Raw genomic sequence first — 26674 nt, 5'->3', positions numbered from 1 at the left:
GGAGGTTCCCTGAGGGGAACGGGGGCCGTCCGGGCCCGCACGGCTTCGGGAACCGCTTCGTGGGCCGGTGCCGCGGTGGGCGACAATGGGCGCATGAGCTTGTTCCGGGACGACGGCGTCGTGCTGCGTACGCAGAAGCTGGGCGAGGCCGACCGGATCATCACGATCCTGACCCGCGGCCACGGGCGGGTGCGTGCCGTGGCCCGCGGGGTGCGCCGCACCAAGTCGAAGTTCGGGGCGCGGCTCGAACCCTTCTCGCACGTCGACGTGCAGTTCTTCGCGCGCGGCAGCGAGCTCGTCGGCCGGGGCCTTCCCCTGTGCACCCAGAGCGAGACGATCGCTCCGTACGGTGGCGGGATCGTCTCCGACTACGCCCGCTACACCGCGGGCACCGCGATGCTGGAGACGGCCGAGCGCTTCACCGACCACGAGGGCGAACCCGCGGTCCAGCAGTACCTGCTGCTCGTCGGCGGACTGCGCACCCTCGCGCGCGCCGAGCACGCGCCGAACCTCATCCTGGACGCCTTCCTGCTGCGTTCGCTGGCCGTCAACGGCTACGCCCCGAGTTTCGACGACTGCGCCAAGTGCGGAATGCCCGGACCGAACCGTTTCTTCTCCGTCGCGGCGGGCGGCGTCATATGCGGCGACTGCCGGGTGCCCGGCAGCGTCGTACCCTCGGCGGAGGCCGTCGAACTGCTGAGCGCGTTGCTCACCGGTGACTGGGAGACGGCGGACGCGTCCGAGGCGCGTCACGTCAGGGAGGGGAGCGGGCTCGTGTCCGCCTACCTGCACTGGCACCTGGAGCGCGGTCTGCGCTCACTGCGGTACGTAGAGAAGTGACACAGGGAGACGAGAGAAGCCCATGGCAGTACGCGGGATGCTCGGCGGCCGTAACCGGCGTGAGTACAAGACCCCCGAGCCGCACCCCTCCGGCGCCACCCCGCCGAAGATCCCCGGCGAGCTCGTGCCCAAGCACGTCGCCGTCGTGATGGACGGCAACGGCCGCTGGGCCAAGGAGCGGGGTCTTCCGCGCACCGAGGGCCACAAGGTCGGTGAGGGCGTCGTCATGGACGTCCTCAAGGGCTGTATCGAGATGGGCGTCAAGAACCTCTCGCTGTACGCCTTCTCCACGGAGAACTGGAAGCGCTCGCCGGACGAGGTGAAGTTCCTCATGAACTTCAACCGGGACGTCATCCGCCGCCGGCGCGACGAGATGGACGAGCTCGGCATCCGCATCCGCTGGGTCGGCCGCATGCCGAAGCTGTGGAAATCCGTCGTCCAGGAGCTCCAGGTCGCCCAGGAGCAGACCAAGGACAACGACAAGATGACGTTGTACTTCTGCGTCAACTACGGCGGCCGGGCCGAGATCGCCGACGCGGCGCAGCGCATCGCCCAGGACGTCGCGGCGGGGAAGCTCGACCCGTCGAAGGTCAACGAGAAGACGTTCGCGAAGTACATCTACTACCCGGACATGCCGGACGTGGACCTCTTCGTGCGCCCGAGCGGAGAGCAGCGCACGTCCAACTACCTGATCTGGCAGAGCGCGTACGCCGAGATGGTCTTCCAGGACGTCCTGTGGCCGGACTTCGACCGCCGGGACCTGTGGCGTGCCTGCCTGGAGTTCGCCCGGCGCGACCGGCGGTTCGGCGGGGCCGAGGAGGTCACGCAGGCGTGAGCCGGACGGTGGGGGCCCCGGGGCCCGGGACCCCCACCGGCGGTCAGCTCCGCTCGGCCGCGCACTCCGCGCAGGTGCCGAAGATCTCCACCGTGTGGGCCACGTTCACATAGCCGTGCTGCGCGGCCACGGTCTCGGCCCACTGCTCCACTGCCGGGCCCTCCACCTCGACGGCCTTGCCGCAGACGCGGCAGACCAGGTGATGGTGGTGGTCACCGGTCGAGCAGCGCCGGTAGACGGCCTCGCCGTCCGTCGTGCGCAGCACGTCGACCTCGCCCGCGTCGGCGAGGGACTGGAGCGTGCGGTAGACCGTGGTCAGGCCGACCGAGTCGCCCCGGTGCTTGAGCACGTCGTGCAGGTCCTGGGCGCTGCGGAACTCGTCGACCTCGTCGAGCGCCGCCGCGACCGCCGCCCGCTGCCGGGTGGACCGGCCGCGTACCGGTGCCGCGTTCGTGCCACTGATCGGCGCCGTCGCCACAGCTGCCTCCTCGTGTCGCCCGTACGTACGTCGGGCCATTGTGCCAGCCCGGCCCGGCGCCACGGTCACACCCGTACGTCGTCCGACGCCGGGCGGGCCGCCGGTACCTCAAGGGTGCACCGGTCCGCCTCGCTCCCGCGTACCTTGGCGCGCCGGCGGGCCAGCGGCGTGGCGAGCGCGGTGAGCAGGACGAACGCGGCGATGGCCAGCAGCACGATCGTCGCGCCCGGGGGCACGTCCTGGTAGTACGAGGTCACGGTGCCGGCCAGGGTGACCGCCGTACCGATGACCACGGCCAGGACGAACGTCACCTTGAAGGACTTCGAGATCTGCTGGGCGGCGGCGACCGGCACCACCATCAGCGCGCTGACGAGCAGCAGGCCGACGACCCGCATCGCCACGGTGACCGTGACGGCGGCCGTCACGGCGACCAGCAGGTTGAGCACGCGCACCGGCAGCCCGGTGACCCGGGCGAACTCCTCGTCCTGGCTGACGGCGAACAACTGCCGCCGCAGTCCCACGGTGACCAGCACCACGAAGGCGGCCAGCACGACGATCGCGGTGACGTCCTCCTCGGAGACCGTCGACAGGGAGCCGAAGAGGAACGAGGTCAGGTTGGCGTTGGAGCCGGTGTCCGAGAGGTTGATCAGCATCACGCCGCCCGCCATGCCGCCGTAGAAGAGCATGGCCAGGGCGATGTCGCCGCGCGTGCGGCCGTACCACCGGATGAGCTCCATCACGACCGAACCGGCCACGGCGACGAGCGTCGCCATCCAGACCGGGTTGGTGGAGAGCAGGAAGCCGAGGCCCACACCGGTCATCGCGACGTGGCCGATGCCGTCGCCCATCAGGGCCTGGCGGCGCTGGACGAGGTAGATGCCGATGGCGGGGGCGGTGATGCCGACCAGGACGGCCGCGATCAGGGCCCGCTGCATGAAGGGGGGGTTCAGGAATTCCAGCATGATCAGGTCAGCAGTCCCGTCCGTACGGGCTCGGTGGCCGCGTGGGGGTGTACGTGGTCGTGGCCGGGCAGCGCGTGCTGGCCCACGGCCTCGGGGGGCGGCCCGTCGTGCATGACGCAGCCGTCGCGCAGGACGATCGCCCGGTCGATCAGCGGTTCCAGCGCCCCGAGCTCGTGCAGGACGAGCAGCACCGTCGCGCCGCCGGCGACCTGCTCGCGCAGCGTGGCGGCGAGGATCTCCTGGCTGGCCAGGTCGACGCCCGCCATGGGCTCGTCCATGATCAGGACCTCGGGCTCGGCGACGAGCGCGCGGGCGATCAGCACCCGCTGGTGCTGGCCGCCCGAGAGGGCGTTCACCGAGTCCTTGGCGCGCTCGGTGAGGCCGACGAGCTCGATGGCCCGGTCCACGGCCGCCCGGTCCTGCCTGCCGAGCGGCAGGAACCTCGTGCGCGACAGCCGCCCGGAGGCTACGACCTCGCGGATCGTGGCGGGGACACCGCCGGCCGCCGTGGTGCGCTGCGGTACGTAACCGACGCGGGCCCACTGCCGGAAGCGGGGCAGCGGCGTACCGAACAGCTCCACGGTCCCGCCGGTCAGCGGCACCTGGCCGATGACCGAGCGTACGGCGGTGGACTTGCCGGAGCCGTTGGCCCCCAGCAGGGCCACGACCTCGCCGCGGTGGACGGTGAGGTCGACACCGCGCAGCACCGGGCGCGCGCCGAGCGTCGCCGTGGCTCCGCGCATGCTGATCACGGCTTCTGGCCTACTGGGCTCGGGCACGATCGCCTCCGGTGCTGCGGCTGGTTCGGGTGTTGCTCGGGTCACTTCGCGCCGAGGGCCTTCTCCAGCGCGGCCAGGTTGGACTCCATGACCTCGATGTAGTCAGCGCCCGCGGACTTGTCGGTAATTCCCTCCAGCGGGTCCAGGACGGCCGTGCTCAGACCGAGGTCCTTCGCCAGCGTCTTGGCGGTCTTGTCGCTGGCGAGCGTCTCGAAGAACACCGTGGTGGCCTTGTTCTCCTCCGCGACGTGGTGGATCTCGTCGATCCGGGCGGGGCTGGGCTCGGTCTCGGGGTCGAGACCGGCGATGCCCTCCTGGGTGAGGCCGTAGCGCTCGGCGAGGTACCCGAAGGCGGAGTGCGTGGTGATGAACGTCTTCGTGGCGGTGTTCTTCAGCCCGGCCTCGAAGGCCTTGTCCAGCTTGTCCAGCTCGGCGACGAGGCTCTCGGTGTTCTTGCGGTAGTCCGCGGCGTTGTCGGGGTCGGCCTTCTCCAGGGACTTCCCGACGCCTTCGGCGACCTCGGCGTACTTCACGGGATCGAGCCAGATGTGCGGGTCGAGGGCCGCGCCGTCCTCCTCGTGCTCCTCGCCCTCGTGCTCGTCGGCGCCGTGGTCGTGGCCGTCGACCGCCGAACCGTGGCTCTCCAGCGTGGTGAGCTCCGCGGCGTCCACGGTGTTCTCGACACCTGCCTGTGCGACGGCGTCGTCGACGGCGGGCTGGACGTTCTTGAGGAACAGGATGTAGTCGGCGTCGCTCAGGCCGCCGATCTGCTGGGGGGAGAGCTCCAGGTCGTGCGGTTCCACACCGGGCTTCGTCAGCGAGGTGACCGACACATGGCTCCCGCCGATCTCCTCGGCGAGGAACTGCATCGGGTAGAAGGACGCCACCACGTTCAGCTTGCCGTCGCCGCTGCCCTCGGCCGCGTCGGACGAGGAGCAGGCGGAGAGCGCGGTGAGGCCGAGGGCGACTGCTCCCGCGACGGCGGTGGTGGGTATGAGGCGGCGTACGTTCATGACAGTCATTTTCAACAAATGTGGAAACGATTGTCAACAAGGCTGATCAGATGCCCGGATCCGGACTTCGTGACCGCGATGCGCCCCACCGATTTGATCCGGGGGGTGCGCCCGCCGGTAATCTGGGGCATTCGCCCGCCCGTCTCCCGGACCACCCCCACCACCGAGGCGCCGCGCGCCGTCCCTGTCCAATTTCGCCGTCGTAATGAAGAGAGCACCGTGGCCGCCGACAAGATCGACACCATCGTCAGCCTGAGCAAGCGCCGTGGCTTCGTCTACCCCTGCAGTGAGATCTACGGTGGCCAGAAGGCCGCCTGGGACTACGGGCCCCTGGGCGTCGAGCTGAAGGAGAACCTCAAGCGCCAGTGGTGGCGCTACATGGTCACCTCGCGCGAGGACGTGGTCGGTATCGACTCGTCGGTCATCCTTGCCCCCGAGGTCTGGGTCGCCTCCGGCCACGTCGCCACGTTCTCGGACCCGCTCACCGAGTGCACCTCCTGTCACAAGCGCTACCGCGCCGACCACCTGGAGGAGGCGTACGAGGAGAAGCACGGCAAGCCGCCCGTGAACGGCCTCGCCGACCTCAACTGCCCCAACTGCGGCAACAAGGGCACCTTCACCGAGCCCAAGCAGTTCTCGGGTCTGCTCTCCACCCACCTCGGCCCGACCCAGGACTCCGGCTCCGTCGCCTACCTGCGTCCCGAGACGGCCCAGGGCATCTTCACCAACTTCGGCCAGGTCCTGCAGACCTCGCGCAAGAAGCCGCCGTTCGGCATCGCGCAGATGGGCAAGTCCTTCCGGAACGAGATCACTCCGGGCAACTTCATCTTCCGCACCCGTGAGTTCGAGCAGATGGAGATGGAGTTCTTCGTCAAGCCGGGCGAGGACGAGCAGTGGCAGGAGTACTGGATGGAGCAGCGCTGGAACTGGTACACCGGCCTGGGCCTGCGCGAGGAGAACATGCGGTGGTTCGAGCACCCGCAGGAGAAGCTCTCCCACTACTCCAAGCGCACCGCTGACATCGAGTACCGCTTCCGCTTCGGCGGCAGCGAGTGGGGCGAGCTGGAGGGCGTCGCCAACCGCACGGACTACGACCTCAAGGCGCACTCCAAGGCTTCGGGCACCGACCTCTTCTACTTCGACCAGGAGAAGGGCGAGCGCTACACGCCGTACGTCATCGAGCCGGCGGCCGGTGTCGGACGCTCGCTGCTGGCGTTCCTCCTCGACGCGTACAGCGAGGACGAGGCTCCCAACGCCAAGGGCGTCATGGAGAAGCGCGCCGTGATGCGCCTCGACCCGCGCCTGGCGCCGGTCAAGGTCGCGGTCCTGCCGCTGTCCCGCAACCCGCAGCTCTCGCCGAAGGCCAAGGGCCTCGCCGCCGACCTGCGGCAGAACTGGAACATCGAGTTCGACGACGCGGGTGCCATCGGCCGCCGCTACCGCCGCCAGGACGAGATCGGCACGCCGTTCTGCGTCACCGTCGACTTCGACACCCTCGACGACAACGCGGTGACCGTGCGCGAGCGCGACACGATGAAGCAGGAGCGCGTCTCCCTGGACCAGATCCAGAGCTACCTCGGCTCCCGTCTGCTGGGCTGCTGACCGCCCGTCCTCACGACGAAGCCCCCGGTTCCGGCATACGGAGCCGGGGGCTTCGGGCACACTGGGCGCACTCGTCCACAGGGGAGGCCAGGATGCCGTCCATGACCACGAGCAAGGTCAGCAGATGGGACCAGCACGGCCGTGAACACGTCGTCCACGTACGGAAGTCGGGGCCCAGGCGGCAGCTGACCTGCGCCACCTGCGGCTGGCGCAAGGGGGCGCAGTTCCTGCCCTGGCTGAAGGCCGAGGAGCACCTGACCGAGGCGCACCAGGCCACGGTCGACCCGACGGCCTGAGGCGGCAACAGGCCGTCGGCCGAAAATAACCGGATGAGGCACCCCCTTCGCCGGGGTACCTTTCCGTCATGTCTTCGTTCTTCCAGATCTACGAGTGAGCGCGCGACGGGCCCGACCGCCCGTCGCTCATCGGATCGATACACGACACGTCATCCTCACCTCCTCACTACGAACGGGAGAACCCCGTGGCCAAGAGCCGCAACAACCTCCTCGGCGTGGGCGGGCAGCGCAAGAAGCTGTCCCGCGCCGAACAGCAGGGCGCGGGCCCCGCGCGCGACAACGACCGCAAGGCCGCCGAGGACAAGAAGCAGGAGCTGGTGCGCAAGATGCGTGAGCGCGCTGCAGCCGCCGCCGAGGCCGAGCCGGAGCAGGACGCACCGGCCGGGAGCTGACCTCCTCGCACCACCCGTAAGGCAGGGCCCCGGACCACCTCGGTGATCCGGGGCCCTGCCTTCTCCCCTCACCCCACCGTGCGGGGCAGCCGCAGGCTCAGCAGCGTCGTCAGGACGACGGTGCCCAGCTGCACGAGCAGCGTCACGAGCAGGGCGTCGCGCATCCCCTGCCCGGGCGCCAGCGCGAGGAACAGCGTGCCGAGCGTGGCGACGCCGAGGGCCAGCGCGGCCTGCTGCGTCGTCGTCATCACGCCGCCGCCGACCCCGGCCCGCTCGGACGGCACGTCGGAGAGCACGATGCGGATCAGGACGGGCAGTTGCAGCCCCTGCCCGAGCCCCGCGATCGCGACGCCCGGCAGCAGCCCCAGGAGGCCGAGGTCCGGCCAGCCGCGCCACACGGTCAGGGCCAGCGCCGTGACACCCACGCCCTGGATCAGCCCGCCGGCCGTCACGACCCGGCTGCCGAAGCGGCGTACCAGCCGGGGCCCGGCCAGGGAAGCCGCGAAGAAGGCGGTGGCCATCGGTGCCAGCGACAGGCCGGCCGCCGCCGGGCCCATCTCCAGACCCTGCTGGAGGGCCACGGCGATCACGAACATGAAGCCGCCGAAGCCGATGGAGAAGGGCACCACGAGCATCAGGCCGCGCCGCAGCGAGTCGAGCCGCAGCAGGCTCGGCGGCACCAGCGGGGTCCGCCCCTGGGCGTCGGCCCGCCGCTCGACCCGGTAGAAGGCCGCCGCGGCGAACGGGAACAGCCCCAGGGACACCCAGGTCCACAACGGCCAGCCCGCCGCGCGCCCCTCGGTCAGCGGGGCCAGCAGCGTCACCAGCGAGACGGCCAGCAGCAGCGTGCCCGGTACGTCGACGGGCGCGGGCCGCTCCGAGCGCGTCTCGGGCATCGACCGGGCGGCCAGGAACAGCCCCACGAGCACCACCGGGACGTTCACCAGGAACACCGAGCGCCAGCCCGCGCTCTCGCCGAACACCGAGGACAGCGGGGCCGCGGACACCAGGACACCGCCGAGGATCTGCCCGGCGACCATGGAGAGCCCCGCGGTCGCCCCGTACAGGCTCATGGCGCGGGCGCGGCGGTGCCCGGCCGTGGACGCCTGGATGGTGGCGAGCACCTGCGGCAGCATCAGGGCCGCGGCGGCGCCCTGCGCGACCCGGGCCCCCACGAGGGTCCAGGCGTCCGGGGCCAGCCCGCAGGCGAGGGAGGTGAGACCGAAGGCGGCCATGCCGACGAGGAAGAGCCTGCGCCGCCCGGCCATGTCGCCCAGACGCCCGCCGAGGACGAGCAGCACGGCGTACGAGAGGCCGTAACCCGCGACCACCAGCTCCAGCAGGGCGGGGCCCGCGGCCAGGTCGTGGTCGATGGTGGGCAGGGCGACGTTCACGATGAAGAAGTCGATGAGCGGCAGCGCCCCGCCGAGGAGCACGGTGAACAGACCGAGCCCCCCGAGCGCGGGCGCCGGGTGGTCGAACCGCGCCACGGGCGTGCCGGTGGCGGGTGCGTTCGTCAGTACGGAGGAATCACTCACGGCATCGAGACTGGACCCGCGCTCAGACTGGTACCAGAGTCTCTTCATCCTGGTACCAGGAGCACCTGGCAATGCGCTGGGGTCTCCGGCACGCTGGGTGGATGACGACCGTGGCTCCCGGGGCGACCGGGACGGACATCAGGCGGCAGGAGCTCGCGGACTTCCTGCGCAGCCGCCGCGAACGGATCACCCCCGAGCAGGCCGGTCTGCCCCGGGGCCGCCGCAGGCGCACCCCCGGGCTGCGCCGCGAGGAGGTCGCGCACCTCTCGGCCGTGGGCGTCACGTGGTACACGTGGCTGGAGCAGGCGCGCGACATCCGGGTCTCGCCCCAGGTCCTCGACTCGCTGGCCCGCGCGCTGCTGCTCGACCGCAGCGAGCGCACCCATCTCTTCTCCCTCGCGGGGGCGGTCGACCCCGCGCCGGGCTCGGACTGCGCGGGCGTCACACCGGCGCTGCAGGAGATGCTCACGCGCCTGGAGCCCTTCCCCGCCTGCATCCAGAACAGCCGGTACGACATCCTCGCCTACAACCGCACCTACGGGCGGCTGCTGTGCGACCTGGACGCCGTCGCCCCGGAGGACCGCAACTGCATGCTCCTCGCCTACACCGACGAGGGCTGGCGGTCCTCCGTCGTCGATCTGACCGCCATGCGCCGGGTGATGGCCGCCAAGTTCCGGGCCGCGATGGCGGAGCACCTGGCCGAGCCTGCCTGGAAGGCACTGCTGGGGCGGCTGGAGGCGGCCTCGCCTGAGTTCTCCGAGATCTGGGCCCGGCACGAGGTGGTGGGAGCCTCCAACCGGACCAAGATCTTCCGCAACGCCCGGGTGGGGCTGCTCAGCCTCGACCACACCGACCTGTGGCTGGGCCCCTCGGCCGGTCCGCGCCTGGTGACCTACGTCCCGTCGGACGAGGAATCCCGGCGGGGGCTGGAGCGGCTGCTGGCCTCGGCCGTCGCCGGGGGCTGAACGGCTGTCCCGGCCGCCGCCGGGGTGCGGGACAATGGGGCAATGACCACGCTCGCCCCCGCCCTCCCGCTGCTCCGGATCGGCCCGCACACGGTGCAGCCGCCGGTCGTGCTCGCCCCCATGGCCGGCATCACCAACGCGCCCTTCCGCACCCTGTGCCGAGAGTTCTCCGGCGGCAAGGGGCTGTTCGTCAGCGAGATGATCACCACGCGGGCGCTGGTCGAGCGCAACGAGAAGACCATGCAGCTCATCCACTTCGACGCGAGCGAGACCCCGCGCTCCATCCAGCTGTACGGAGTGGACCCGGTCACCGTCGGCAAGGCGGTCCGCATGATCGTCGACGAGGACCTCGCCGATCACATCGACCTGAACTTCGGCTGCCCCGTCCCCAAGGTCACCCGCAAGGGCGGAGGCTCCGCGCTCCCGTACAAGCGGCCCCTGCTCCGGGCGATCCTCCGTGAGGCCGTGGCGCAGGCGGGCGAGCTCCCGGTCACCATCAAGATGCGCAAGGGCATCGACGACGACCACATCACCTTCCTCGACGCCGGCCGTATCGCCGTCGAGGAGGGCATCACCGCCGTCGCCCTGCACGGCAGGACCACCGCGCAGCACTACGGCGGCACCGCGGACTGGGACGCCATCGCGCGGCTCAAGGAGCACGTCCCGGAGATCCCCGTCCTCGGCAACGGCGACATCTGGTGCGCCGACGACGCCCTGCGGATGATGCGCGAGACCGGCTGCGACGGGGTGGTCGTCGGCCGTGGCTGCCTGGGACGCCCCTGGCTCTTCGGCGACCTGGTCAGCGCCTTCGAAGGCACCGGGACGAGGCAGGCGCCCACCCTGCGCGAGGTCGCGGACGTCATGCTGCGCCACGCGACGCTCCTGGGGGAGTGGATCGGTGACGAGAGCCGGGGCGTGATCGACTTCCGCAAGCACGTGGCCTGGTACCTCAAGGGCTTCGCGGTCGGCTCGGACATGCGCAGGAAGCTCGCGGTCACCTCCTCGCTGGAGGAGCTCGGCGGCCAGCTCCAGGAACTCGACCTGGACCAGCCCTGGCCGGAGAGCGCGGACGGCCCCCGGGGGCGTACGTCCGGCAACAACCGCGTGGCGCTGCCCGACGGCTGGCTCAAGGACCCGTACGACTGCGCGGGCGTGAGCGCCGACGCGGAGCTGGACACCTCGGGCGGCTGAGCGCCCGCCCGTCTGTGGGGCACCGAGTGCCCCCGAACAGGAGCCCGCTCACATGAGCGGGCTTTTGTCGGTCCGGGTGGCGCGTTCCCCGGCGGATCGACCGGGCGGCGGGCGTGTTTTCTCTCCGCTCGTGACCCGCTGTCACTCGCAGTGGTCAGTGGGTGGCGGACAGGTGTCCGGCTGCCGCCCCGAGGGCGTCCGGATGGTGACATCTGAGCGGAGGTGGGGGCGTGATTCTCGCCACCCCTGAGGGGTGTTTGGCTCAGATGAGCGCTCAAAGGCTAGCTGTACTTCTCAAATGATGGCACTGGGTGCCAGTCGACTTTACTTTGATCGATCAAGCCATCCGTGACCGTGGGTCCGAAGAGTGCGAGATGACGTGACGCAGCGTAGTGATTCATTCAAGAAGTGAATGAACACCCGCCTCGCGCGGGGTCCGGGCATCACTTTCGATCTGCTGGCGGACGGGTGGTTGAGACCTCATGACGCGCAAGTGGCCGTACCCAGACACCTTCGATCTGGGTATGTTCCTCGCCGTCAGGGCAGCCACCGCGTCCTCGAGGAGTCGAGACCCGTGTCGGAAAACAAAGACCCCCAGAAGTTCGTCTACGACTTCACCGAGGGCAACAAGGATCTGAAAGATCTTCTGGGCGGCAAGGGTGCCAACCTCGCCGAGATGACCAATCTCGGGCTGCCGGTTCCTCCCGGCTTCACCATCACGACCGAGGCATGCAAGGTCTACCTCGACAGTGGCGAGGAGCCGGCTGAGCTGCGTGACGAGGTCGGTGCACACCTCGCGGCGCTGGAGCGGCGGATGGGCAAGACGCTCGGCCAGGCCGACGACCCGCTGCTGGTCTCCGTCCGGTCCGGTGCGAAGTTCTCCATGCCCGGCATGATGGACACGGTCCTCAACATCGGCCTCTCCGACGCCTCGGTCGTGGGCCTCGCCGCCCAGGCCGGCGACGAGCGTTTCGCCTGGGACTCCTACCGGCGCCTCATCCAGATGTTCGGCAAGACCGTGCTCGGCGTCGACGGCGACCTCTTCGAGGAGGCGCTGGAGGCCGCCAAGGAGGCCAAGGGCGTCACGGTGGACGTGGACCTGGACGCGGCCGACCTGAAGAAGCTGGTCAAGCGCTTCAAGGAGATCGTCACCCGGGACGCCGGGCGGGAGTTCCCGCAGGACCCGCGCGAGCAGATGGACCTGGCCGTGAAGGCGGTCTTCGACTCGTGGAACACCGACCGGGCCAAGCTCTACCGCCGCCAGGAGCGCATCCCCGGCGACCTCGGCACGGCCGTCAACATCTGCTCCATGGTCTTCGGCAACCTCGGCCCCGACTCCGGCACGGGCGTCGCCTTCACCCGTGACCCGGCCAGCGGCCACCAGGGCGTCTACGGGGACTACCTGCAGAACGCGCAGGGCGAGGACGTCGTCGCGGGTATCCGCAACACGGTGGCGCTCGCCGAGCTGGAGTCGATCGACAAGGCGTCGTACGACCAGCTGATGAAGATCATGGAGACGCTGGAGACCCACTACAAGGATCTCTGCGACATCGAGTTCACCATCGAGCGCGGCCAGCTCTGGATGCTCCAGACCCGGGTCGGCAAGCGCACCGCCGGTGCCGCCTTCCGCATCGCCACCCAGCTCGTCGACCAGGGCCTCATCGACGAGGCCGAGGCGCTGCAGCGGGTCAACGGCGCACAGCTCGCGCAGCTGATGTTCCCCCGCTTCGACCACGGCGCCGCCAGCGTGCTGCTGGGGCGTGGCATCGCCGCGTCACCCGGCGCGGCCGTGGGCAAGGCCGTCTTCGACTCGTACACCGCCGTCAAGTGGTCGCGGTCGGGCGAGAAGGTCATCCTCATCCGCCGGGAGACCAACCCCGACGACCTCGACGGCATGATCGCCGCCGAGGGCATCCTGACCTCGCGCGGCGGCAAGACCTCGCACGCCGCCGTCGTCGCCCGCGGCATGGGCAAGACCTGTGTCTGCGGCGCCGAGGAGATCGAGGTCGACACCAAGCGCCGCCGGCTGACCGTCGGGGACACCGTCGTGGAGGAGGGCGACCTCGTCTCCGTCGACGGTTCCACCGGCAAGGTCTACCTCGGCGAGGTACCGGTCGTACCGTCCCCGGTCGTCGAGTACTTCGAGGGCCGCATGCACGCGGGCGCCGACGACGCCGACGAGCTCGTCGCCGCCGTGCACCGGATCATGGCGTACGCGGACCGGGTGCGCAGGCTGCGCGTGCGGGCGAACGCGGACAACGCCGAGGACGCGTCGAGGGCCCGGCGCTTCGGCGCCCAGGGCATCGGCCTGTGCCGCACCGAGCACATGTTCCTCGGTGAGCGCCGCGAGATGGTCGAGAAGCTGATCCTCGCGGACACCGACGACGAGCGTGAGGCCGCGCTGGCCGCACTGCTGCCCCTCCAGAAGGCCGACTTCATCGAGCTGTTCGAGTCGATGGACGGGCTCCCCGTCACCGTCCGGCTGCTCGACCCGCCGCTGCACGAGTTCCTGCCCGACATCACCGAGCTCTCGGTGCGGGTCGCGCTCGCGGAGTCCCGCAAGGACGCCAACGAGAACGATCTGCGGCTGCTCCAGGCCGTGCACAAGCTCCACGAGCAGAACCCCATGCTGGGCCTGCGCGGAGTGCGCCTCGGCCTGGTCATCCCCGGTCTGTTCGCGATGCAGGTGCGGGCGATCGCGGAAGCGGCGGCGCACCGCAAGAACGCCAAGGGCGACCCGCGCGCCGAGATCATGATCCCGCTCGTCGGCACGGTGCAGGAGCTGGAGATCGTCCGCGAGGAGGCCGACCAGGTCATCGCGGAGGTCGAGGAGGCGACCGGCACGGAACTGAAGCTGAAGATCGGCACGATGATCGAGCTGCCCCGCGCCGCGCTGACCGCCGGTCAGATCGCGGAGGCCGCACAGTTCTTCTCCTTCGGCACGAACGACCTCACCCAGACGGTGTGGGGCTTCTCCCGCGACGACGTGGAGGCCTCGTTCTTCACGGCGTACCTGGAGAAGGGCATCTTCGGGGTGTCGCCGTTCGAGACCATCGACAAGGACGGCGTGGGCTCCCTCGTACGCAGCGCCGTGGAGGCCGGCCGGGCCACCCGCCCGGACCTCAAGCTCGGCATCTGCGGTGAGCACGGCGGGGACCCCGAGTCGGTGCACTTCTTCCACGAGGTGGGCCTCGACTACGTCTCCTGCTCGCCGTTCCGCATTCCCGTGGCGCGGCTGGAGGCGGGCAGGGCCGCCGCCGAATCCAGGGGCAGCGACAGCCGCTGAGGCCGGCGCACGGCCCCCGGCACGACTCCGGCGCCGCCATCGGATGACATCGACCCTCATCGGTCCGACGGCGGAGCCGGATTACCAGGAAGCGGCGGCACCCTGTGCGGGGGTGCCGCCGCTTCGTCAATTGAATGGCGAACCGTTCACGTTCGTTTCTTTTCGGCGTTCGGTGCGCAAATCCCGGGCGTCACGCCGGGATGCGGCCCGGGGATCCCCATCCCCGGGCCGCACCCGTTTACCGCCGCCGGGTACGGAGCCGCACCGTCGCGCACCGCCGCCGAACGGGCGAAGCCCCCCACGGCCCCCACCCGCTCTTTCGGTGACGCCGGATGCGTACCCGACGTCGTACAGCTTTTCGGGTGGCGTCGATGCGGGCGAGGCATTTCAACTGTGGCCGAAACCCCGTGGTGACCTCCTGTGACGCCCCGCATACGCTTCGGCAGGGGGAATTGCGGTTGCAACAGGGGGTTCGGTGCTGCGTATCCATGTGTCCGGAGTGGACCTTTCGCGTGTGCGGATGGCCACGAGGCCGGACGCGATGTGGGAAACCATTCTCAGTTTCCACCGGCTGAGGGACCGCCGGGGTTCCACGGTGTTCGGTAAATGGCGCGCGGAATCCCGCGCACGGTTGAATGGTGAAGCACGTCTGCTGGCCACGGTCGTTCCACCCCGCGGCTATTTCCCCGACTTCCTGACGCCTTCTCAAGAAGGCGCCGAACCATTCGGGCTCGACGCCGGAATGGAGGCGCTGCGCGACACCGCGGCGGACCGGATCCGCGAGGAGACCGGACTCCTCGCGCAGCAGGCCCCCCGGATGCGGCGGGCGTCCTCGGGAGCCCCGTCCGGTGCCGCGCTGCTGGAGGCGCTCGCCGAGGGGCGTACGGAGCCCCTGGGCCGTCTCATCACCACGCTGCGGGACTACCACCGCGCCGCGGTCGAGCCCTACTGGCCGCACATCCGTGCCTGTGTCGAGGCCGACCGGGCCGTCCGGGGGCGCGCGCTGCTGGACGGCGGTGCGGACGAGCTCCTCGCCGGCCTGCCCTCCATGATCCGCTGGCGCGCCCCCGTGCTGGAGGCCGACTACCCCGTCGACCGGGAGCTGCGCCTGGACGGACGGGGCCTGCTGCTCCAGCCGTCGTTCTTCTGCCGCGGCACCCCCGTCGTCTACCGCGACCCGGGCCTGCCGCCGGTGCTCGTCTATCCCGTCACCCATCCGGGCGCCCCGGTCTTCGCCGAGCCCGGACCCTGGCTCGGCAGGCTCGTGGGCCACACCCGTTCCACGGTGCTGCGCTCCATAGGCCAGGGCTGTACCACCAGCGAACTGGCCCGCAGGACCGGGGTGTCGCTCGCGTCGGCGAGCCAGCACGCCTGTGTGCTGCGCCAGGCGGGCCTGGTCCGCACCCTGCGCCACGGCAGCTCGGTCCTGCACACGCTCACGCCGCTGGGGGCGGCACTGCTCAGGGGCGGGGCGCCGCTCCCTGTGTCCTGACCGCGGACGTCCCGGGCGAACCGGCCCCGCCCCGAACGATGAGTTCTGCCCGCCACCGCCGTCTACCCCTCGTAAGCGCTCGTACGGAGCGCGGGGGAGCACCGCAGGGTGCCGGACGGAAGAGTGGAACCATCATGACCCAGCCTCAGATGATCTTCGTGAACCTGCCGGTCAAGGACCTGGAGACGTCGAAGAACTTCTTCTCGAAGCTCGGCTTCGGCTTCAACCCGCAGTTCAGCGACGAGACGACCGCGTGTCTGGTCATCAGCGACACGATCTTCTCGATGCTCATCACCGAGCCGCGCTTCAAGGAGTTCACCAAGAAGGAGATCGCCGACGCGGGCAGGACGACCGAGGTCCTCCTCGCCCTGAGCGCCGAGAGCCGCGAGAAGGTCGACGAGATGGCCGACGCCGCTCTGGCCAACGGCGGCTCGCCCGCCAACGACCCCATGGACGAGGGCTTCATGTACGGCCGGTCCTTCCAGGACCCGGACGGCCACATCTGGGAGGTCGTGTGGATGGACCCGGCCGCCGTCGAGGGACAGTCCTGACGCCGGTGAGGGCAGCTGCCGCAGGGCGTGCCCGCGGCAGTCCTGACGCCCGGCCGGGGAGGCTGTCGCAGCGCGGGCGCCCGCGCGGCAGTCCTGACGCCCGCGCCGGGAGGCTGCCGCAGGGCGGGTGCCCGCGGCAGCCTCCCGCTACCCGTCAGGACCGGAACGGCCCCGTGACCTCGTAGGTGATGCCGCCCGACGAGCTGCCGCTCGTCCCGCGCTGCGAGGAGAAGTACAGGCGCCTGCCGTCCGGGGAGAAGGCGGGGCCGGTGATCTCCGACGAGGACTGGCCGCTGATCCGCAGGAACGGGGCGACCGTGTCGTCGGGGGTGATCAGGCAGATCTCCATGTTCCCGCCGTCCTCCGCGACGTACAGGTCGCCGGACGCGGCGCGGGTGACGTTGTCGACACCCGTCAGCGGGGCGCTGCCGCCCGTGACGAGCGAGTCGTCGTAGACGAGGGAGAGGGACGAGGCGTTCGCGTCGTACGCCCACACCCTGTTGTCGCCCTTGGTGGTGAACCAGCAGGTGCCCGCCGCGTAGAAGCAGCCCTCGCCGCCGTTGAAGACCTTGGCACCGGAGACCTGGTAGCGGGTCTGGGTGGGGGAGCCGTCCGGGTCGGGGACCGTCGTCCAGGTCACCGGGCCGCTGGTGGCCGTCCCGGCCACCAGCACCTGGAGGGTGCCGCTCGCGAGGCTGCCCCAGGTGGTGGGACGGAAGCGGTAGAAACGGCCGTCCGTCTCGTCCTCGGTCAGGTAGACGTAGCCGTGGTCGGGGTCCGCGGCCGCCGCCTCGTGCTTGAAGCGGCCCATCGCGGGGCGCTGCACCGCGGCGTTCACCCCCCACGGGTCGGTCTCGTACACGAAGCCGCGGGTGACCTCCTCGCAGGAGAGCCAGGTGTTCCAGGGGGTCCTGCCACCCGCGCAGTTCGTGTTCGTGCCGGACAGGATGCGGTACGCGGAGGTCACCGTCCCCGAGGAGTCGAAGCGCACCGCGCTCGCTCCGCCGCCGCTGCTCGCGGAGACCTCGGCGTTGGAGACGTAGATCCAGCCGCTGCCGTCGGTGAAGGTGGCGCCGCCGTCCGGTGCGCTGTGCCAGGTGTACGAGGTGCCGGGGACGGTCTGTCCCGAACGGGCGATGATCCTGCTGGTGAAGCCGCTCGGCAGCAGGATGCCGTTGCTGTTGGCCGCCTGCAGCGCACCGTAGGGGCCGGTGGCCGGCTGGGCGGGATCGGCGAAGGCGGCACCCCGCCACAGGGTGCCGCCGAATGCCGCTGCCGAGCTGCCGATCACGGCCGTGCGCAAGAAGGTCCGACGTTCCACGATCACTCCACGGGTGACGTGCGGGCCCGCCGGTCCGGTCGGCCCGGCGGGTCGAACGTCAGGACAGTAGAGGCACGCGGTTGACGGAGCGTCGAATCGAGATGAACGGACCGCAGTCAGTCCGCGCGGACCGCGAACACGGGCACCGTGACCTCGTCGTCGTCCAGGCAGGCGCCCGTCTCCAGGTCGAAGCGCTGCTTCAGCAGAGGCGACGCGACGAACGGCCGGCCCTCCGCGGAGCCGATCAGGCCCCGGGAGAGGACGTACGCCCCGGTGAACGGATCCCGGTTGTCGATCGCGTAGGCGCGCCCCGCCCGGTCCACGAACAGCGCCACCTGCCGGCCGTCCGGGAGGAGCGCCGCCACTCCGCGCCCCGGGGTGAGCAGCGCACGGTCGCAGACCGTGAGCCAGCCGTCCCCGTCCGCGAGCTGGATCGTCCGGGTGTCCTGCGCCGTTTCCATCATCTGGGTCGTCATCAGGAAGGGGTCCCTTCAAGGGTACGGATGGCGAGCACCGGGCCCGCGAGGATGTCCAGGTCGGGCTTGACCTGGTCGCGCTCCGGGACGAACTTGACCGAGGGGTCGGGGGCGTCGGGGGCGTTGACGAAGGTCACGAAGCGCCGCAGCCGCTCCGGGTCGTTGATGGTCTCGGCCCACTCGTCCCGGTAACCGGCGACGTGGTCGGCCATCAGCCGCTCCAGTTCGTCGCAGAGACCGAGCGAGTCGTGCACGACGACGTCCCGCACGTGGTCCAGGCCGCCCTCGATGCGGTCCAGCCAGGTCGAGGTGCGCTCCAGACGGTCCGCCGTGCGGATGTAGAACATCAGGAACCGGTCGATGAGGCGGACCAGTTCGGCGTCGGAGAGATCCTGGGCGAGCAGGTCGGCGTGGCGCGGTGTGGCGCCGCCGTTGCCGCCTACGTAGAGGTTCCAGCCCTGCGCCGTGGCGATGATCCCGAAGTCCTTGCCGCGGGCCTCCGCGCACTCCCGGGCGCAGCCCGAGACCGCGGACTTCAGCTTGTGCGGGGATCGCAGACCGCGGTAGCGCAGCTCCAGGTCGATGGCCATCTTGACCGAGTCCTGCACTCCGTAGCGGCACCAGGTCTGCCCCACGCAGGACTTGACCGTGCGCAGCGACTTCCCGTACGCGTGCCCGGACTCGAAGCCGGCGTCGACCAGCCGGGTCCAGATCAGGGGCAGCTGGTCCACCCGGGCGCCGAAGAGGTCGATGCGCTGACCGCCGGTGATCTTCGTGTAGAGGCCGAAGTCGCGGGCCACCTCACCGATCACGATCAGCTTCTCCGGGGTGATCTCACCGCCCGGGATGCGCGGCACGATCGAGTACGAGCCGTTGCGCTGGAGGTTGGCCAGGAAGTGGTCGTTGGTGTCCTGGAGGGCCGCCTGCTCGCCGTCCAGGACGTAACCGCTCGCGCCGACAGTCGGGGCCAGAGAGGCGATGATCGAACCGACGGTCGGCTTGCAGACCTCGCAGCCGTCACCGCCGCGGGCCGCCTCACGGCCGTGCGAGTCGAGGAGGGAGGCGTACGTCGTGACGCCGAGGGTGCGGACGATCTCGTACAGCTCGCTGCGGGTGTACTCGAAGCAGCCGCACAGCCCCTGGTCCTCGGGCTGGGGCAGCAGCTGCCCGATGACCTTCACGCAACTGCCGCAGCCCGTACCGGCCTTGGTGCACTTCTTCACTTCGGGCAGCGTGGTGTGCTCGCAGATCGCGCCCTTGGTGACGTTGTGGCAGGAGCAGATCACGGCCTCGTCGGGCAGCGAGGACGGGCCCAGGGTGACCGGGCCGCCCGCACCGGCCGGCAGCACCAGCTGCTCGGGGGCGACCGGGAGGACCGTGCCGGTCATGGGCCGCAGCGTGCCGTACTGGTCCGCGTCACCGACCAGGACACCGCCGAGCAGTGTGCCGTCCTGGCCGATCACCAGCTTCTTGTAGACCCCGGAGCGGGAGTCGGAGTACACCACGTCGAGGCAGCCCTCGGCGGCGCCGTGCGCGTCCCCGAAGGAGGCGACGTCCACGCCGAGCAGCTTCAGCTTGGTGGAGAGGTCTGCCCCGGTGAAGGAGGCCGCGTTGCCCGCGATCACCTCGGCGACGGCCAGCGCCATCTCGTAACCCGGCGCCACCAGCCCGTAGACCCGGCCGTCCGAGGCCAGCGCGCACTCGCCGATCGCGAAGACGTCGCTGTCGGAGGTGCGGCACTCCTCGTCGACGATGATGCCGCCGCGCGGGCCGACCGCCAGACCGCAGTCGCGGGCCAGCTGGTCCCGGGGGCGCACACCGGCGGAGAAGACGACGAGATCGGTCTCCAGCGAGGAGCCGTCCGACAGGGACATGCCGTCGACCCGGCCGTCCTCGCCCGCGGTGACCTCCTGGGTGCCGACGCCCGTGTGGACGGTCAGGCCCATGTTCTCGATGGTGCGCAGCAGCGCGGCGCCACCGCCCTCGTCGACCTGGACCGGCATCAGCCGGGGCGCGAACTCCACGACGTGCGTGTCGAGTCCGAGGCCCTTCAGGGCGCCCGCGGCCTCCAGGCCGAGCAGCCCGCCGCCGACGACCGCGCCGGTCTTCGCGGTCTTCGCGTACTCCTCGATCGCGAGGAGGTCCTCGATGGTGCGGTAGACGAAACAGCCCTCGGCGTCCTTGCCGGGGACGGGCGGCACGAAGGGGTACGAGCCGGTCGCCAGCACCAGCGTGTCGTAGGAGAAGGTCTCCCCGGAACGCGCGGTGACGGTGCGCGCCTCACGGTCGACGCTCTGAGCCGGGTCACCGACGCGCAGCTCGATGCCGTGGCGCTCCATGAAGCCGGCCTCGACGAGCGAGAGGTCCTCCGGGGTCTTCCCGGAGAAGTACGAGGTCAGCTGTACCCGGTCGTACGCGGGGCGGGGCTCCTCGCACAGCACCACGACCCTCGCGGTGCCCGCGGCGGGGGTCAGGCCGCGGTCGGCGAGCGCTTCCAGGAACCGCTGTCCGACCATGCCGTGCCCGACGACCACGATCGTCGGCACGCCTGCGGTGGGGGCGGTCGGGGGAGTGGACACCGGCATCAGAAGCCTCCGTCGTTGGTGAGCAGGTGGAGCAAGGGCATGTCGGCGGGGAGGGGTTCGTCGTCCTGCCAGGTCCGGGCGAGGGTGCCGACCGCGGCGAGATCGCCGAACAGCACCCCGCCCGCCAGCCGGTCACCCCGGACGACGACCGTGCGGTACGCGCCCCGGGTGGCGTCCGCCAGCCGGATCACGTCGTCCCCGGGCATCGGACGGGAGTCGCCGAAGGCGGCCAGGTCGAGTCCGCCGGAGGACCCGGAGACGACGGCGGCTCCGGTGGTTCCGACGGTTCCCGCAGGGACGGGCGCGACGGAGGGGGAGCGCAGGGTGAGCCGGGTCAGGGCCCGGGTTCCCCCGTAGCGGGCGGGACGTCCTGCCAGCACCTCGGCCAGCACGTCGGCCTGTTCGAGCGCGGCGCCCGCCAGCCCGTAGACCGTCCCGTCGTGTTCGGCGCAGTCGCCGACCGCGTGGATGTACGGGTCCGAGGTGCGCAGCTCGTCGTCCACGACGACGCCCTTGCGGACCTCGAGTCCGGCGGCCTGCGCGAGACCCGTCCGGGGACGGACGCCGCAGGCCAGCACCGTGATCTCGGCCTCCAGCTCGTAGCCGTCGGCGAGTTCCACGGCCCGCACCGCCGGGGTGTCCCCGTCGGTGCAGCGCAGTCCGCGCACCCGGCACTCGGTGTGCACCTCGACCCCGAGGGCCTCCAGGTGCCGGCGCAGCATCCCGGCCGCCTCGGCGTCCAGCTGCCGCTCCATGAGGTGCTCGCCCTGCTGGGCCAGCACCACCTGGGCACCGCACTCCGCCAGTGCGCGCGCGGCCGACACCCCGAGGAGCCCGCCGCCGATCACGACGGCGCGCACTCCGGGACGTACGGCGGCCCGCAGGGTCAGGCAGTCGTCGAGGGTGCGGAAGGGGTGCACCCCGTCGGGCAGTACGTGACCCAGGCCCCGCAGCGGCGGCAGCACCGGGTTGGAGCCGGTGGCCAGCACCAGGCGCCCGTAGCCGATGACGCTGCCGTCGTCGCAGAGCACCTGCCGCTCCGCCCGGTCGATCCGCACGACCCGCACCCCGCGCCGCACCTCGGCGGGCGGCAGGGCGATGACGTCCGGCTCGTACCGGCCGGCGAGCACCTCGGCCAGCAGCACCCTGTTGTACGGTGCGTGGGCCTCCTCGCCGATGACGGTGACCCCGGGGACCCGGGCGGCGAGGCGTGCGCCCGCCATCCCGGCGCCGATCACCACCACCCGCGCCGCGTTCTCCGTCTGTGTCCTCATACCGACGAGAGTGCGCGGTGGGTGTTACCCGACCGCATCCCTCCTGTTTCCCGGGAGGAACCTTGCGCTCAGCGCGTCCGGACGCCCTCTGTGAGGGCCGGGCACGGCCGGTTGGACGGTGTACCCACCATCTGTTTAAGGTCCGGGCATGCCTGAGATCACCCTCACCACCCTGATCCTCCTCTGCCTGGCCGCCGCGGCGGCCGGCTGGATCGACGCGGTGGTGGGCGGCGGAGGGCTGCTCCTCCTGCCCGCCCTGCTGCTCGGCCTCCCGCACGTCCCGGCCGCGCACATCCTGGGCACCAACAAGGCGGTGGCGATCGTCGGCACGTCCGGGGCCGCCGTCACCTACGTACGCAAGGCGCCGGTCCAGGTCGGCACCGCCGTACGCATCGGGCTCATGGCGCTCGCCGGGTCGATGACCGGTGCCTTCTTCGCGGCGGGCATCAGCAGCGACGTGCTGCGCCCGGTGATCATGGTGGTGCTGCTCGGCGTCGCGGCCTTCGTACTGCTGCGGCCGTCCTTCGGCACCGCGGCGGCGGGTGACGGCACGGGGCGGAAGGTCACCCGTGCCCGCACCGTCACCGCGATCGTGCTGGTCGGTGGCGGTATCGGCTTCTACGACGGGCTGTTCGGGCCGGGCACGGGCACCTTCCTGGTGCTGGCGCTCACCGCCGTGCTCCACCTCGACCTGGTCACCGCGTCCGCCACCGCCAAGATCGTGAACGTCTGCACCAACGGCGGCGCACTGGCGATGTTCGCCTACCAGGGCACCGTCCTGTGGCAGCTTGCCGCGCTGATGGCCGTATTCAATCTGGCGGGCGGGATGTTCGGGGCGCGGATGGCCCTCAGGAAGGGCAGCGACTTCGTCCGGGGCGTCCTGCTGGTCGTGGTGTTCTCGCTCGTGGCCAAGCTCGGCTTCGACCAGTGGACGGCCTGAACGCCGGTACGGGGGCGATCTGCTCACCGCGGCGGAGCACCGCTGCCGGGCGGCCCGGGCGCGGCATGGTCTCGGCCTCGGCCGGGTTGTGCGCCGGAGCGCTCACCGCACCTCGGTGAGGTGCGCGTACGCCACGACGTTGCCCTGGTAGCCCGTCTCACGGGTGTAGCCGCCGCCGCAGGTGATCAGCCGCAACGAGGCGTGGGGCGTGCTGCCGTAGACGCGCTTGTCGGGGAAGTCGTCGTTCTCGTACACCTCCACCGCGTCGACGGAGAAGACGGCGGTACGGCCGTCGCGGCGGTCGATCTCGACCCGCGAGCCCTTCTTCAGGGACCCGAGACCGTAGAAGACCGACGGACCGTCGGCGCTGTCGACGTGCCCGGCGACGATCGCCGTGCCCTCGGCGCCCGGGGGAGTGCCGTCCTCGAACCAGCCGGCGAGGTTGCGGTCGTCGGCGGGCGGCGCGTCGAGTCTGCCGTCGGCGCCCAGGCCGAGGCCCGTCATGGGCGCGTCCACATCGATACGGGGGATACGGATCCGCACCGGTGCGGCAGGGCGCAGCGGCTCGGCGACCGGCGAGCCCGGCCGGAGCTCGGGCCCCGCGGCGAAGGCCTCGGTCGTGGAGGGCTGGGGTGCCATCAGCCGGATCGCCGCGCCGCTCTGCACCAGCCACAGGCCGCACAGCGCGACGATGCCCGCCAGCCAGGCCCTGGCCTTCACAGCCGTCCTGTCCACGTCGCCGTCCTTCGTCGCCGCCTCAGCGTCGGGTGCCGTCCGCGCGCCGCCTCCGCAGGAGCAGGGCGCCGCCGGCGCCCGCCGCCGCGACGAGGCCCGCGCCCGCGGCGAGCTGCGCGGTGTCGGGGGCGGCACTGCCGCCCACACCCGTGTCGACGTGCCCGGAGGGGCGGCTGGGCGAGGCCGTCGGCCTGCCGTGCGGGGGGACGGGCGGCTTCGCGGAACCGGGGCCGGTGGGGTCGGCCCCAGGAGGGCTCACGGGGGCGGGCCGGGTGCCGGGTACCGTCGCGCCGGCCTCGTCCCCGGCGTCCGTCTCCGCCGGGGCGTCCCCGGCCCCCTCCTCGCCGGTGTCGGGCCAGGGGGAGCCCGGAAGCGCGGAGAGGCCTTCCGCCGCCTCCGGATCGCCGGCCTGCAGGGTGCCGGCGGCCTCACCGAGGTCCTCGGGGGCGGCGGCGGGGTCCTCAGGGGCTGTCAGGTCGTCGAGGGTGCCCGCGTCCCCGGGAGCTTCCGGATCGTCCGGCGCCTGCGGATCCGTGGGCGCCTCCAGGTCCGTCTCCGCGCCGCCGGTGTCGCAGGGGAGCGCCGTCCCGCCGTCCACGGCCCCGGGACCGCACTCCGCCGGGGCGGGGGCGGCTGTCGCCGCGACCTGTCCGGTTCTGCCGAAAACGTCCGTCTCCGCGTGGGCGGGCGGGGCGGCGGCGAGTCCGAGCGCGGCGGCGGTGAGGGCCGCGGCGGCGGTACCGGTCACGAGGCGGGCAGGGCTGCGCATGGGAATCCTCCGGGCAGACGGATGTGTCCTGCCTCCGAGGTAACGGGCCCCGCCCGTCCGCTGCATGCTGACGCCTGGTCAGCTTTCACCCGTCCGGCCCTGGGGGGCGCCCCCGCCTCCCGCGTCCCGTGCAGGTCGAGGCGGTGCGTACGCCCGCTGGGGCCGCTCGATGCCGATCGGGTGACACCTCCGCCGCATGAGTGTGACGCAGGCCACACGTATGGACCGTGAAAGGCCGGGCACACGGTCCATACCCCCCCCACGGGACGGCAGCCCCCCCGCCGGTCCCCCGGCAACCGCCCTCACCGGTCCACCCCCCCCGGGACCCGTGAGGGCGGTGTCGTGTGCGCCCGCGCCTCAGGCTCCGGCCCGTACCCTGCCGTCCGTGGCCGACCAGGTGATGTCCGGTGGCCGCACACGGGCGCACCGGGGCAGCCCTCTGTCGTCGGTCAGGCGCAGTCGGGCGGTGAGGTGCCCCGACCGCGCGGCTTCCTCCAGGACCTCGGGTCCGGCATCGATCAGCATCAGCTTGGCGCGCCGGAACATGGTGAAGGTCCCCGCCGCGTCCACGGTGCCCCAGGACAAATGGACGAAGCGCCCCCCGAACCGGTTCTGGATGTACGGGCCCGAGACCTCGACGCCCTCCGGGGTCCGGGTCGCGACGCAGTCCAGGGTCCAGGCGGCGCGTGGCGCGTCGCCCGGGTGCAGGCCGAGCAGTTCGCCGGGCCGGTCCTTCCGCTGGACACCGACGTGGATGTTCTCGAACCCGGCGAAGTCGGTGCCCGGGCCGCAGGTGCGGCCCGGAAGTGCGGAGGCCTCGATGTGGATCTGCATGGGCCTCATCGTCCCGTACGTGTCCGGGGCGGCCGGACGGTCTCCCCGGGAGTGGCCGCGTAGGCCTGTTCCAGCAGATCCATCAGCTCCTCGTCGACGGCGAAGGGGGTGTCGTCGATGCGGCGTACCGGTGCGATGCCCTGCGAGTTGGTGACGAACGCCGCGCGGAAGGAGCCCACCGCCTCCAGTGTCACCGGGCGCCGGACGGAGGGCCGGCCCGCCCGCGCGAGTCCGGTCTCCAGCAGCGCCATGGTGATGCCCGTCAGGGCGGGGGCGTCCGGCCAGACCACGCGGGATCCGTCCCAGAAACCCACGTTGGTGATCGCCCCTTCGGTGACCAGGCCGCCGGGCGAGGTGAGCAGCGCCTCGTCGAAGCCCGAGCGCTCGGCCAGCCGCCCGTAGTACATCTGGCCGAACTCGCCGGGGCGCTTGATGTGCGGCACCGAGCGCGCGTACGGCACCGACATCAGGCTCCGGGGCGCAGTGGTCATGTGTGCCGGCTCCCGTACGGTCACCATCGACACGGTGTCCTCGCTGCCCGGCGGCAGGAAGCCGTGCACCCGCACCGACGCGTCCCGCCTGCCGGCGCCGTCGAGCGCGTGCCCGATCAGTTCACGCACCCTCGCCCCGTGCAGGGGAAGCCCGAACAGCTCACGGTTCGCCGAGTCCAGGCGGTCCAGATGCAGGGTCAGGCCGCGCACCGTGCCGTCCCTGACCTGCATCGCGGTGAAGTGGCCGTAACCGGCGAAGGCCGGGATCCGAAGATCGTCCCCGGTGGCGGGGCGGCCGTCGAACTCGACGTATGGGGCGGGCACGGAATGCGTCATGGCACCACGGTAGAACGCGGTGTCACGGCACCACGAGCGAACGGCGCTTGACCTCAATCATGGTTGAGGTGTGAGGCTTCCGTGCATGGACCTCACCACGTCACCCACCCCGTCCGCCGCCCCGCTGAAGGTGGCCGTCATCCTCGGCAGCAACCGCGAGGGGCGCTTCGGGCCCGTCGTCGCCGACTGGTTCCTGAGCCGGGCCGCCGGCCACCCGGACATCGAGACCGAACTCGTCGACGTCGCCGAGACCGAACATCCGGCCGGCCCCGCCGCCGGTGCCGTCCCGCACCTGGCACGCGCGGACGCCTTCGTCGTGCTGACACCCGAGTACAACCACTCGTACCCGGCGCCGCTGAAGAGCCTGATCGACCGGCACTTCGCCGAATGGCAGGCCAAGCCCGTCGCGTTCGTGTCGTACGGCGGAGTCTCCGGGGGCCTGCGGGCGGTCGAGCACCTGCGCCAGGTCTTCGCGGAGCTGCACGCCGTCTCGGTGCGCGACACCGTCTCCTTCCACAACGCGGGCGCCCTCTTCGACGACCGGGGCCGGCACCGGGACCCCGCGCAGGCCGACGGGGCGGCCAAGAGGATGCTCGACCAGCTGGTCTGGTGGGGCCGGGCCCTGCGCGAGGCCAGGATCCGGCACCCGTACGGCAGCTGACATCGAGGGGGCCGACAATCGAGGGGCCGCCC

The 26674-nt window shown here is 71.4% G+C and carries 25 protein-coding genes; 12 read left to right on the top strand and 13 right to left on the bottom strand.

What is annotated here, in order from left to right:
• Positions 1–93 precede the first annotated feature (93 nt).
• Together recO and ACFYQ6_RS03480 are read left to right on the top strand one after the other, a co-directional pair.
• Positions 94–840, top strand: coding sequence for a DNA repair protein RecO (gene recO / locus ACFYQ6_RS03485; protein ID WP_145801622.1), 747 nt, complete (start codon positions 94–96; stop codon positions 838–840).
• A gap of 22 nt (positions 841–862) precedes the next feature.
• Positions 863–1675: an isoprenyl transferase gene (locus tag ACFYQ6_RS03480; protein WP_361571189.1), complete on the top strand. Its 813-nt coding sequence runs from the start codon at positions 863–865 to the stop codon at positions 1673–1675.
• 43 nt (positions 1676–1718) lie between these two features.
• Here ACFYQ6_RS03480 and ACFYQ6_RS03475 read toward each other — a convergent pair whose 3' ends face one another.
• From ACFYQ6_RS03475 to ACFYQ6_RS03460, 4 genes are all read right to left on the bottom strand, one after another.
• Positions 1719–2153 (bottom strand): transcriptional repressor, encoded by a 435-nt coding sequence (locus ACFYQ6_RS03475; RefSeq protein WP_145801625.1) that lies wholly within the window; start codon positions 2151–2153, stop codon positions 1719–1721.
• 65 nt (positions 2154–2218) lie between these two features.
• Positions 2219–3118: a metal ABC transporter permease gene (locus ACFYQ6_RS03470; protein ID WP_388760932.1), complete on the bottom strand. Its 900-nt coding sequence runs from the start codon at positions 3116–3118 to the stop codon at positions 2219–2221.
• Positions 3118–3894: a metal ABC transporter ATP-binding protein gene (locus ACFYQ6_RS03465; RefSeq protein ID WP_388760183.1), complete on the bottom strand. Its 777-nt coding sequence runs from the start codon at positions 3892–3894 to the stop codon at positions 3118–3120. The genes ACFYQ6_RS03470 and ACFYQ6_RS03465 overlap by 1 nt, the downstream gene beginning before the upstream one ends.
• Positions 3895–3935: 41 nt before the next feature.
• The gene (locus ACFYQ6_RS03460; protein ID WP_388760180.1) at positions 3936–4907 is read right to left on the bottom strand and encodes a metal ABC transporter substrate-binding protein; all 972 of its coding nucleotides are present in this window, start codon (positions 4905–4907) and stop codon (positions 3936–3938) included.
• Between the two features lie 219 nt (positions 4908–5126).
• On the opposite strand from ACFYQ6_RS03460, the gene ACFYQ6_RS03455 reads away from it, so the two are divergent.
• The 3 genes from ACFYQ6_RS03455 (at position 5127) to ACFYQ6_RS03445 (ending at position 7197) form a co-directional block, all read left to right on the top strand.
• Positions 5127–6509 carry a glycine--tRNA ligase gene (locus ACFYQ6_RS03455; RefSeq protein ID WP_145801629.1) on the top strand — a complete coding sequence of 461 codons (1383 nt, stop codon included), beginning with the start codon at positions 5127–5129 and terminating at the stop codon, positions 6507–6509.
• Between the two features lie 92 nt (positions 6510–6601).
• Positions 6602–6805: a hypothetical protein gene (locus tag ACFYQ6_RS03450; protein ID WP_356735268.1), complete on the top strand. Its 204-nt coding sequence runs from the start codon at positions 6602–6604 to the stop codon at positions 6803–6805.
• A 185-nt stretch (positions 6806–6990) separates the two neighbouring features.
• Positions 6991–7197, top strand: coding sequence for a DUF6243 family protein (locus ACFYQ6_RS03445; RefSeq protein WP_361571180.1), 207 nt, complete (start codon positions 6991–6993; stop codon positions 7195–7197).
• 68 nt (positions 7198–7265) lie between these two features.
• Here the strand turns inward: ACFYQ6_RS03445 and ACFYQ6_RS03440 are convergent, their stop codons facing one another.
• Entirely contained in the window at positions 7266–8735 is a 1470-nt protein-coding gene (locus ACFYQ6_RS03440; protein WP_388760176.1) for an MFS transporter, read from the bottom strand.
• Between the two features lie 101 nt (positions 8736–8836).
• Between ACFYQ6_RS03440 and ACFYQ6_RS03435 the strand changes: the two genes are divergently transcribed.
• The 5 genes from ACFYQ6_RS03435 (at position 8837) to ACFYQ6_RS03415 (ending at position 16220) form a co-directional block, all read left to right on the top strand.
• Positions 8837–9700 carry a helix-turn-helix transcriptional regulator gene (locus ACFYQ6_RS03435; protein ID WP_388760173.1) on the top strand — a complete coding sequence of 288 codons (864 nt, stop codon included), beginning with the start codon at positions 8837–8839 and terminating at the stop codon, positions 9698–9700.
• 42 nt (positions 9701–9742) lie between these two features.
• Positions 9743–10891: a tRNA dihydrouridine synthase DusB gene (dusB, locus tag ACFYQ6_RS03430; RefSeq protein ID WP_361571171.1), complete on the top strand. Its 1149-nt coding sequence runs from the start codon at positions 9743–9745 to the stop codon at positions 10889–10891.
• Between the two features lie 574 nt (positions 10892–11465).
• Positions 11466–14177 (top strand): pyruvate, phosphate dikinase, encoded by a 2712-nt coding sequence (ppdK, locus tag ACFYQ6_RS03425; RefSeq protein ID WP_361571168.1) that lies wholly within the window; start codon positions 11466–11468, stop codon positions 14175–14177.
• Positions 14178–14652: 475 nt separating this feature from the next.
• Positions 14653–15669 (top strand): ArsR/SmtB family transcription factor, encoded by a 1017-nt coding sequence (locus ACFYQ6_RS03420; RefSeq protein ID WP_388760168.1) that lies wholly within the window; start codon positions 14653–14655, stop codon positions 15667–15669.
• A gap of 134 nt (positions 15670–15803) precedes the next feature.
• Positions 15804–16220, top strand: a complete 417-nt coding sequence (locus ACFYQ6_RS03415; protein WP_361571163.1) for a VOC family protein — start codon at positions 15804–15806, stop codon at positions 16218–16220.
• Positions 16221–16374: 154 nt separating this feature from the next.
• On the opposite strand, the gene ACFYQ6_RS03410 is transcribed toward ACFYQ6_RS03415, so the two are convergent.
• The 4 genes from ACFYQ6_RS03410 to ACFYQ6_RS03395 all read right to left on the bottom strand — a co-directional run bounded on the left by ACFYQ6_RS03410 (position 16375) and on the right by ACFYQ6_RS03395 (position 21876).
• On the bottom strand, positions 16375–17541 hold the full coding sequence (locus tag ACFYQ6_RS03410) for an alkaline phosphatase PhoX (RefSeq protein ID WP_388760165.1): 1167 nt from the start codon (positions 17539–17541) through the stop codon (positions 16375–16377).
• Between the two features lie 116 nt (positions 17542–17657).
• Positions 17658–18017 carry a nitrite reductase small subunit NirD gene (nirD, locus tag ACFYQ6_RS03405; RefSeq protein WP_356735282.1) on the bottom strand — a complete coding sequence of 120 codons (360 nt, stop codon included), beginning with the start codon at positions 18015–18017 and terminating at the stop codon, positions 17658–17660.
• The gene (gene nirB, locus ACFYQ6_RS03400) at positions 18017–20602 is read right to left on the bottom strand and encodes a nitrite reductase large subunit NirB (RefSeq protein ID WP_361571157.1); all 2586 of its coding nucleotides are present in this window, start codon (positions 20600–20602) and stop codon (positions 18017–18019) included. Before nirB ends, nirD begins: the two co-directional genes overlap by 1 nt.
• Entirely contained in the window at positions 20602–21876 is a 1275-nt protein-coding gene (locus tag ACFYQ6_RS03395; RefSeq protein WP_388760162.1) for an NAD(P)/FAD-dependent oxidoreductase, read from the bottom strand. The genes nirB and ACFYQ6_RS03395 overlap by 1 nt, the downstream gene beginning before the upstream one ends.
• A gap of 148 nt (positions 21877–22024) precedes the next feature.
• Here ACFYQ6_RS03395 and ACFYQ6_RS03390 point away from each other — a divergent pair, with 148 nt between their 5' ends.
• Positions 22025–22816, top strand: a complete 792-nt coding sequence (locus tag ACFYQ6_RS03390; protein ID WP_145801644.1) for a TSUP family transporter — start codon at positions 22025–22027, stop codon at positions 22814–22816.
• Positions 22817–22918: 102 nt separating this feature from the next.
• Here the strand turns inward: ACFYQ6_RS03390 and ACFYQ6_RS03385 are convergent, their stop codons facing one another.
• The 4 genes from ACFYQ6_RS03385 to ACFYQ6_RS03370 all read right to left on the bottom strand — a co-directional run bounded on the left by ACFYQ6_RS03385 (position 22919) and on the right by ACFYQ6_RS03370 (position 25981).
• Positions 22919–23551: a class F sortase gene (locus ACFYQ6_RS03385; RefSeq protein ID WP_361571151.1), complete on the bottom strand. Its 633-nt coding sequence runs from the start codon at positions 23549–23551 to the stop codon at positions 22919–22921.
• Positions 23552–23573: 22 nt separating this feature from the next.
• On the bottom strand, positions 23574–24320 hold the full coding sequence (locus ACFYQ6_RS03380; RefSeq protein WP_388760159.1) for a hypothetical protein: 747 nt from the start codon (positions 24318–24320) through the stop codon (positions 23574–23576).
• Between the two features lie 357 nt (positions 24321–24677).
• Entirely contained in the window at positions 24678–25154 is a 477-nt protein-coding gene (locus tag ACFYQ6_RS03375; RefSeq protein ID WP_361571145.1) for a DUF5990 family protein, read from the bottom strand.
• 5 nt (positions 25155–25159) lie between these two features.
• The gene (locus ACFYQ6_RS03370; protein ID WP_388760156.1) at positions 25160–25981 is read right to left on the bottom strand and encodes an aminotransferase class IV family protein; all 822 of its coding nucleotides are present in this window, start codon (positions 25979–25981) and stop codon (positions 25160–25162) included.
• Between the two features lie 85 nt (positions 25982–26066).
• On the opposite strand from ACFYQ6_RS03370, the gene ACFYQ6_RS03365 reads away from it, so the two are divergent.
• Positions 26067–26642 (top strand): NADPH-dependent FMN reductase, encoded by a 576-nt coding sequence (locus ACFYQ6_RS03365; protein ID WP_388760153.1) that lies wholly within the window; start codon positions 26067–26069, stop codon positions 26640–26642.
• Positions 26643–26674: the final 32 nt, after the last annotated feature.

Origin of the sequence: Streptomyces sp. NPDC005494 (assembly GCF_042872025.1) — a bacterium.
Lineage (GTDB): Bacteria > Actinomycetota > Actinomycetes > Streptomycetales > Streptomycetaceae > Streptomyces.
The sequence above is the reverse complement of the archived record's forward strand: the minus strand, read 5'-3'. Positions and strand labels throughout refer to the sequence as shown.

What these genes read in the sequence shown, in the direction of transcription:
- recO (WP_145801622.1), top strand. Translation starts at nt 94, where the DNA reads ATGAGCTTGTTCCGGGACGACGGCGTCGTGCTGCGTACGCAGAAGCTG.
- ACFYQ6_RS03480 (WP_361571189.1), top strand. Translation starts at nt 863, where the DNA reads ATGGCAGTACGCGGGATGCTCGGCGGCCGTAACCGGCGTGAGTACAAG.
- ACFYQ6_RS03460 (WP_388760180.1), bottom strand. Translation starts at nt 4,907, where the DNA reads ATGAACGTACGCCGCCTCATACCCACCACCGCCGTCGCGGGAGCAGTC.
- ACFYQ6_RS03450 (WP_356735268.1), top strand. Translation starts at nt 6,602, where the DNA reads ATGCCGTCCATGACCACGAGCAAGGTCAGCAGATGGGACCAGCACGGC.
- ACFYQ6_RS03435 (WP_388760173.1), top strand. Translation starts at nt 8,837, where the DNA reads ATGACGACCGTGGCTCCCGGGGCGACCGGGACGGACATCAGGCGGCAG.
- dusB (WP_361571171.1), top strand. Translation starts at nt 9,743, where the DNA reads ATGACCACGCTCGCCCCCGCCCTCCCGCTGCTCCGGATCGGCCCGCAC.
- ACFYQ6_RS03415 (WP_361571163.1), top strand. Translation starts at nt 15,804, where the DNA reads ATGACCCAGCCTCAGATGATCTTCGTGAACCTGCCGGTCAAGGACCTG.
- nirD (WP_356735282.1), bottom strand. Translation starts at nt 18,017, where the DNA reads ATGACGACCCAGATGATGGAAACGGCGCAGGACACCCGGACGATCCAG.
- nirB (WP_361571157.1), bottom strand. Translation starts at nt 20,602, where the DNA reads ATGCCGGTGTCCACTCCCCCGACCGCCCCCACCGCAGGCGTGCCGACG.
- ACFYQ6_RS03395 (WP_388760162.1), bottom strand. Translation starts at nt 21,876, where the DNA reads ATGAGGACACAGACGGAGAACGCGGCGCGGGTGGTGGTGATCGGCGCC.
- ACFYQ6_RS03390 (WP_145801644.1), top strand. Translation starts at nt 22,025, where the DNA reads ATGCCTGAGATCACCCTCACCACCCTGATCCTCCTCTGCCTGGCCGCC.
- ACFYQ6_RS03380 (WP_388760159.1), bottom strand. Translation starts at nt 24,320, where the DNA reads ATGCGCAGCCCTGCCCGCCTCGTGACCGGTACCGCCGCCGCGGCCCTC.
- ACFYQ6_RS03375 (WP_361571145.1), bottom strand. Translation starts at nt 25,154, where the DNA reads ATGCAGATCCACATCGAGGCCTCCGCACTTCCGGGCCGCACCTGCGGC.
- ACFYQ6_RS03370 (WP_388760156.1), bottom strand. Translation starts at nt 25,981, where the DNA reads ATGACGCATTCCGTGCCCGCCCCATACGTCGAGTTCGACGGCCGCCCC.
- ACFYQ6_RS03365 (WP_388760153.1), top strand. Translation starts at nt 26,067, where the DNA reads ATGGACCTCACCACGTCACCCACCCCGTCCGCCGCCCCGCTGAAGGTG.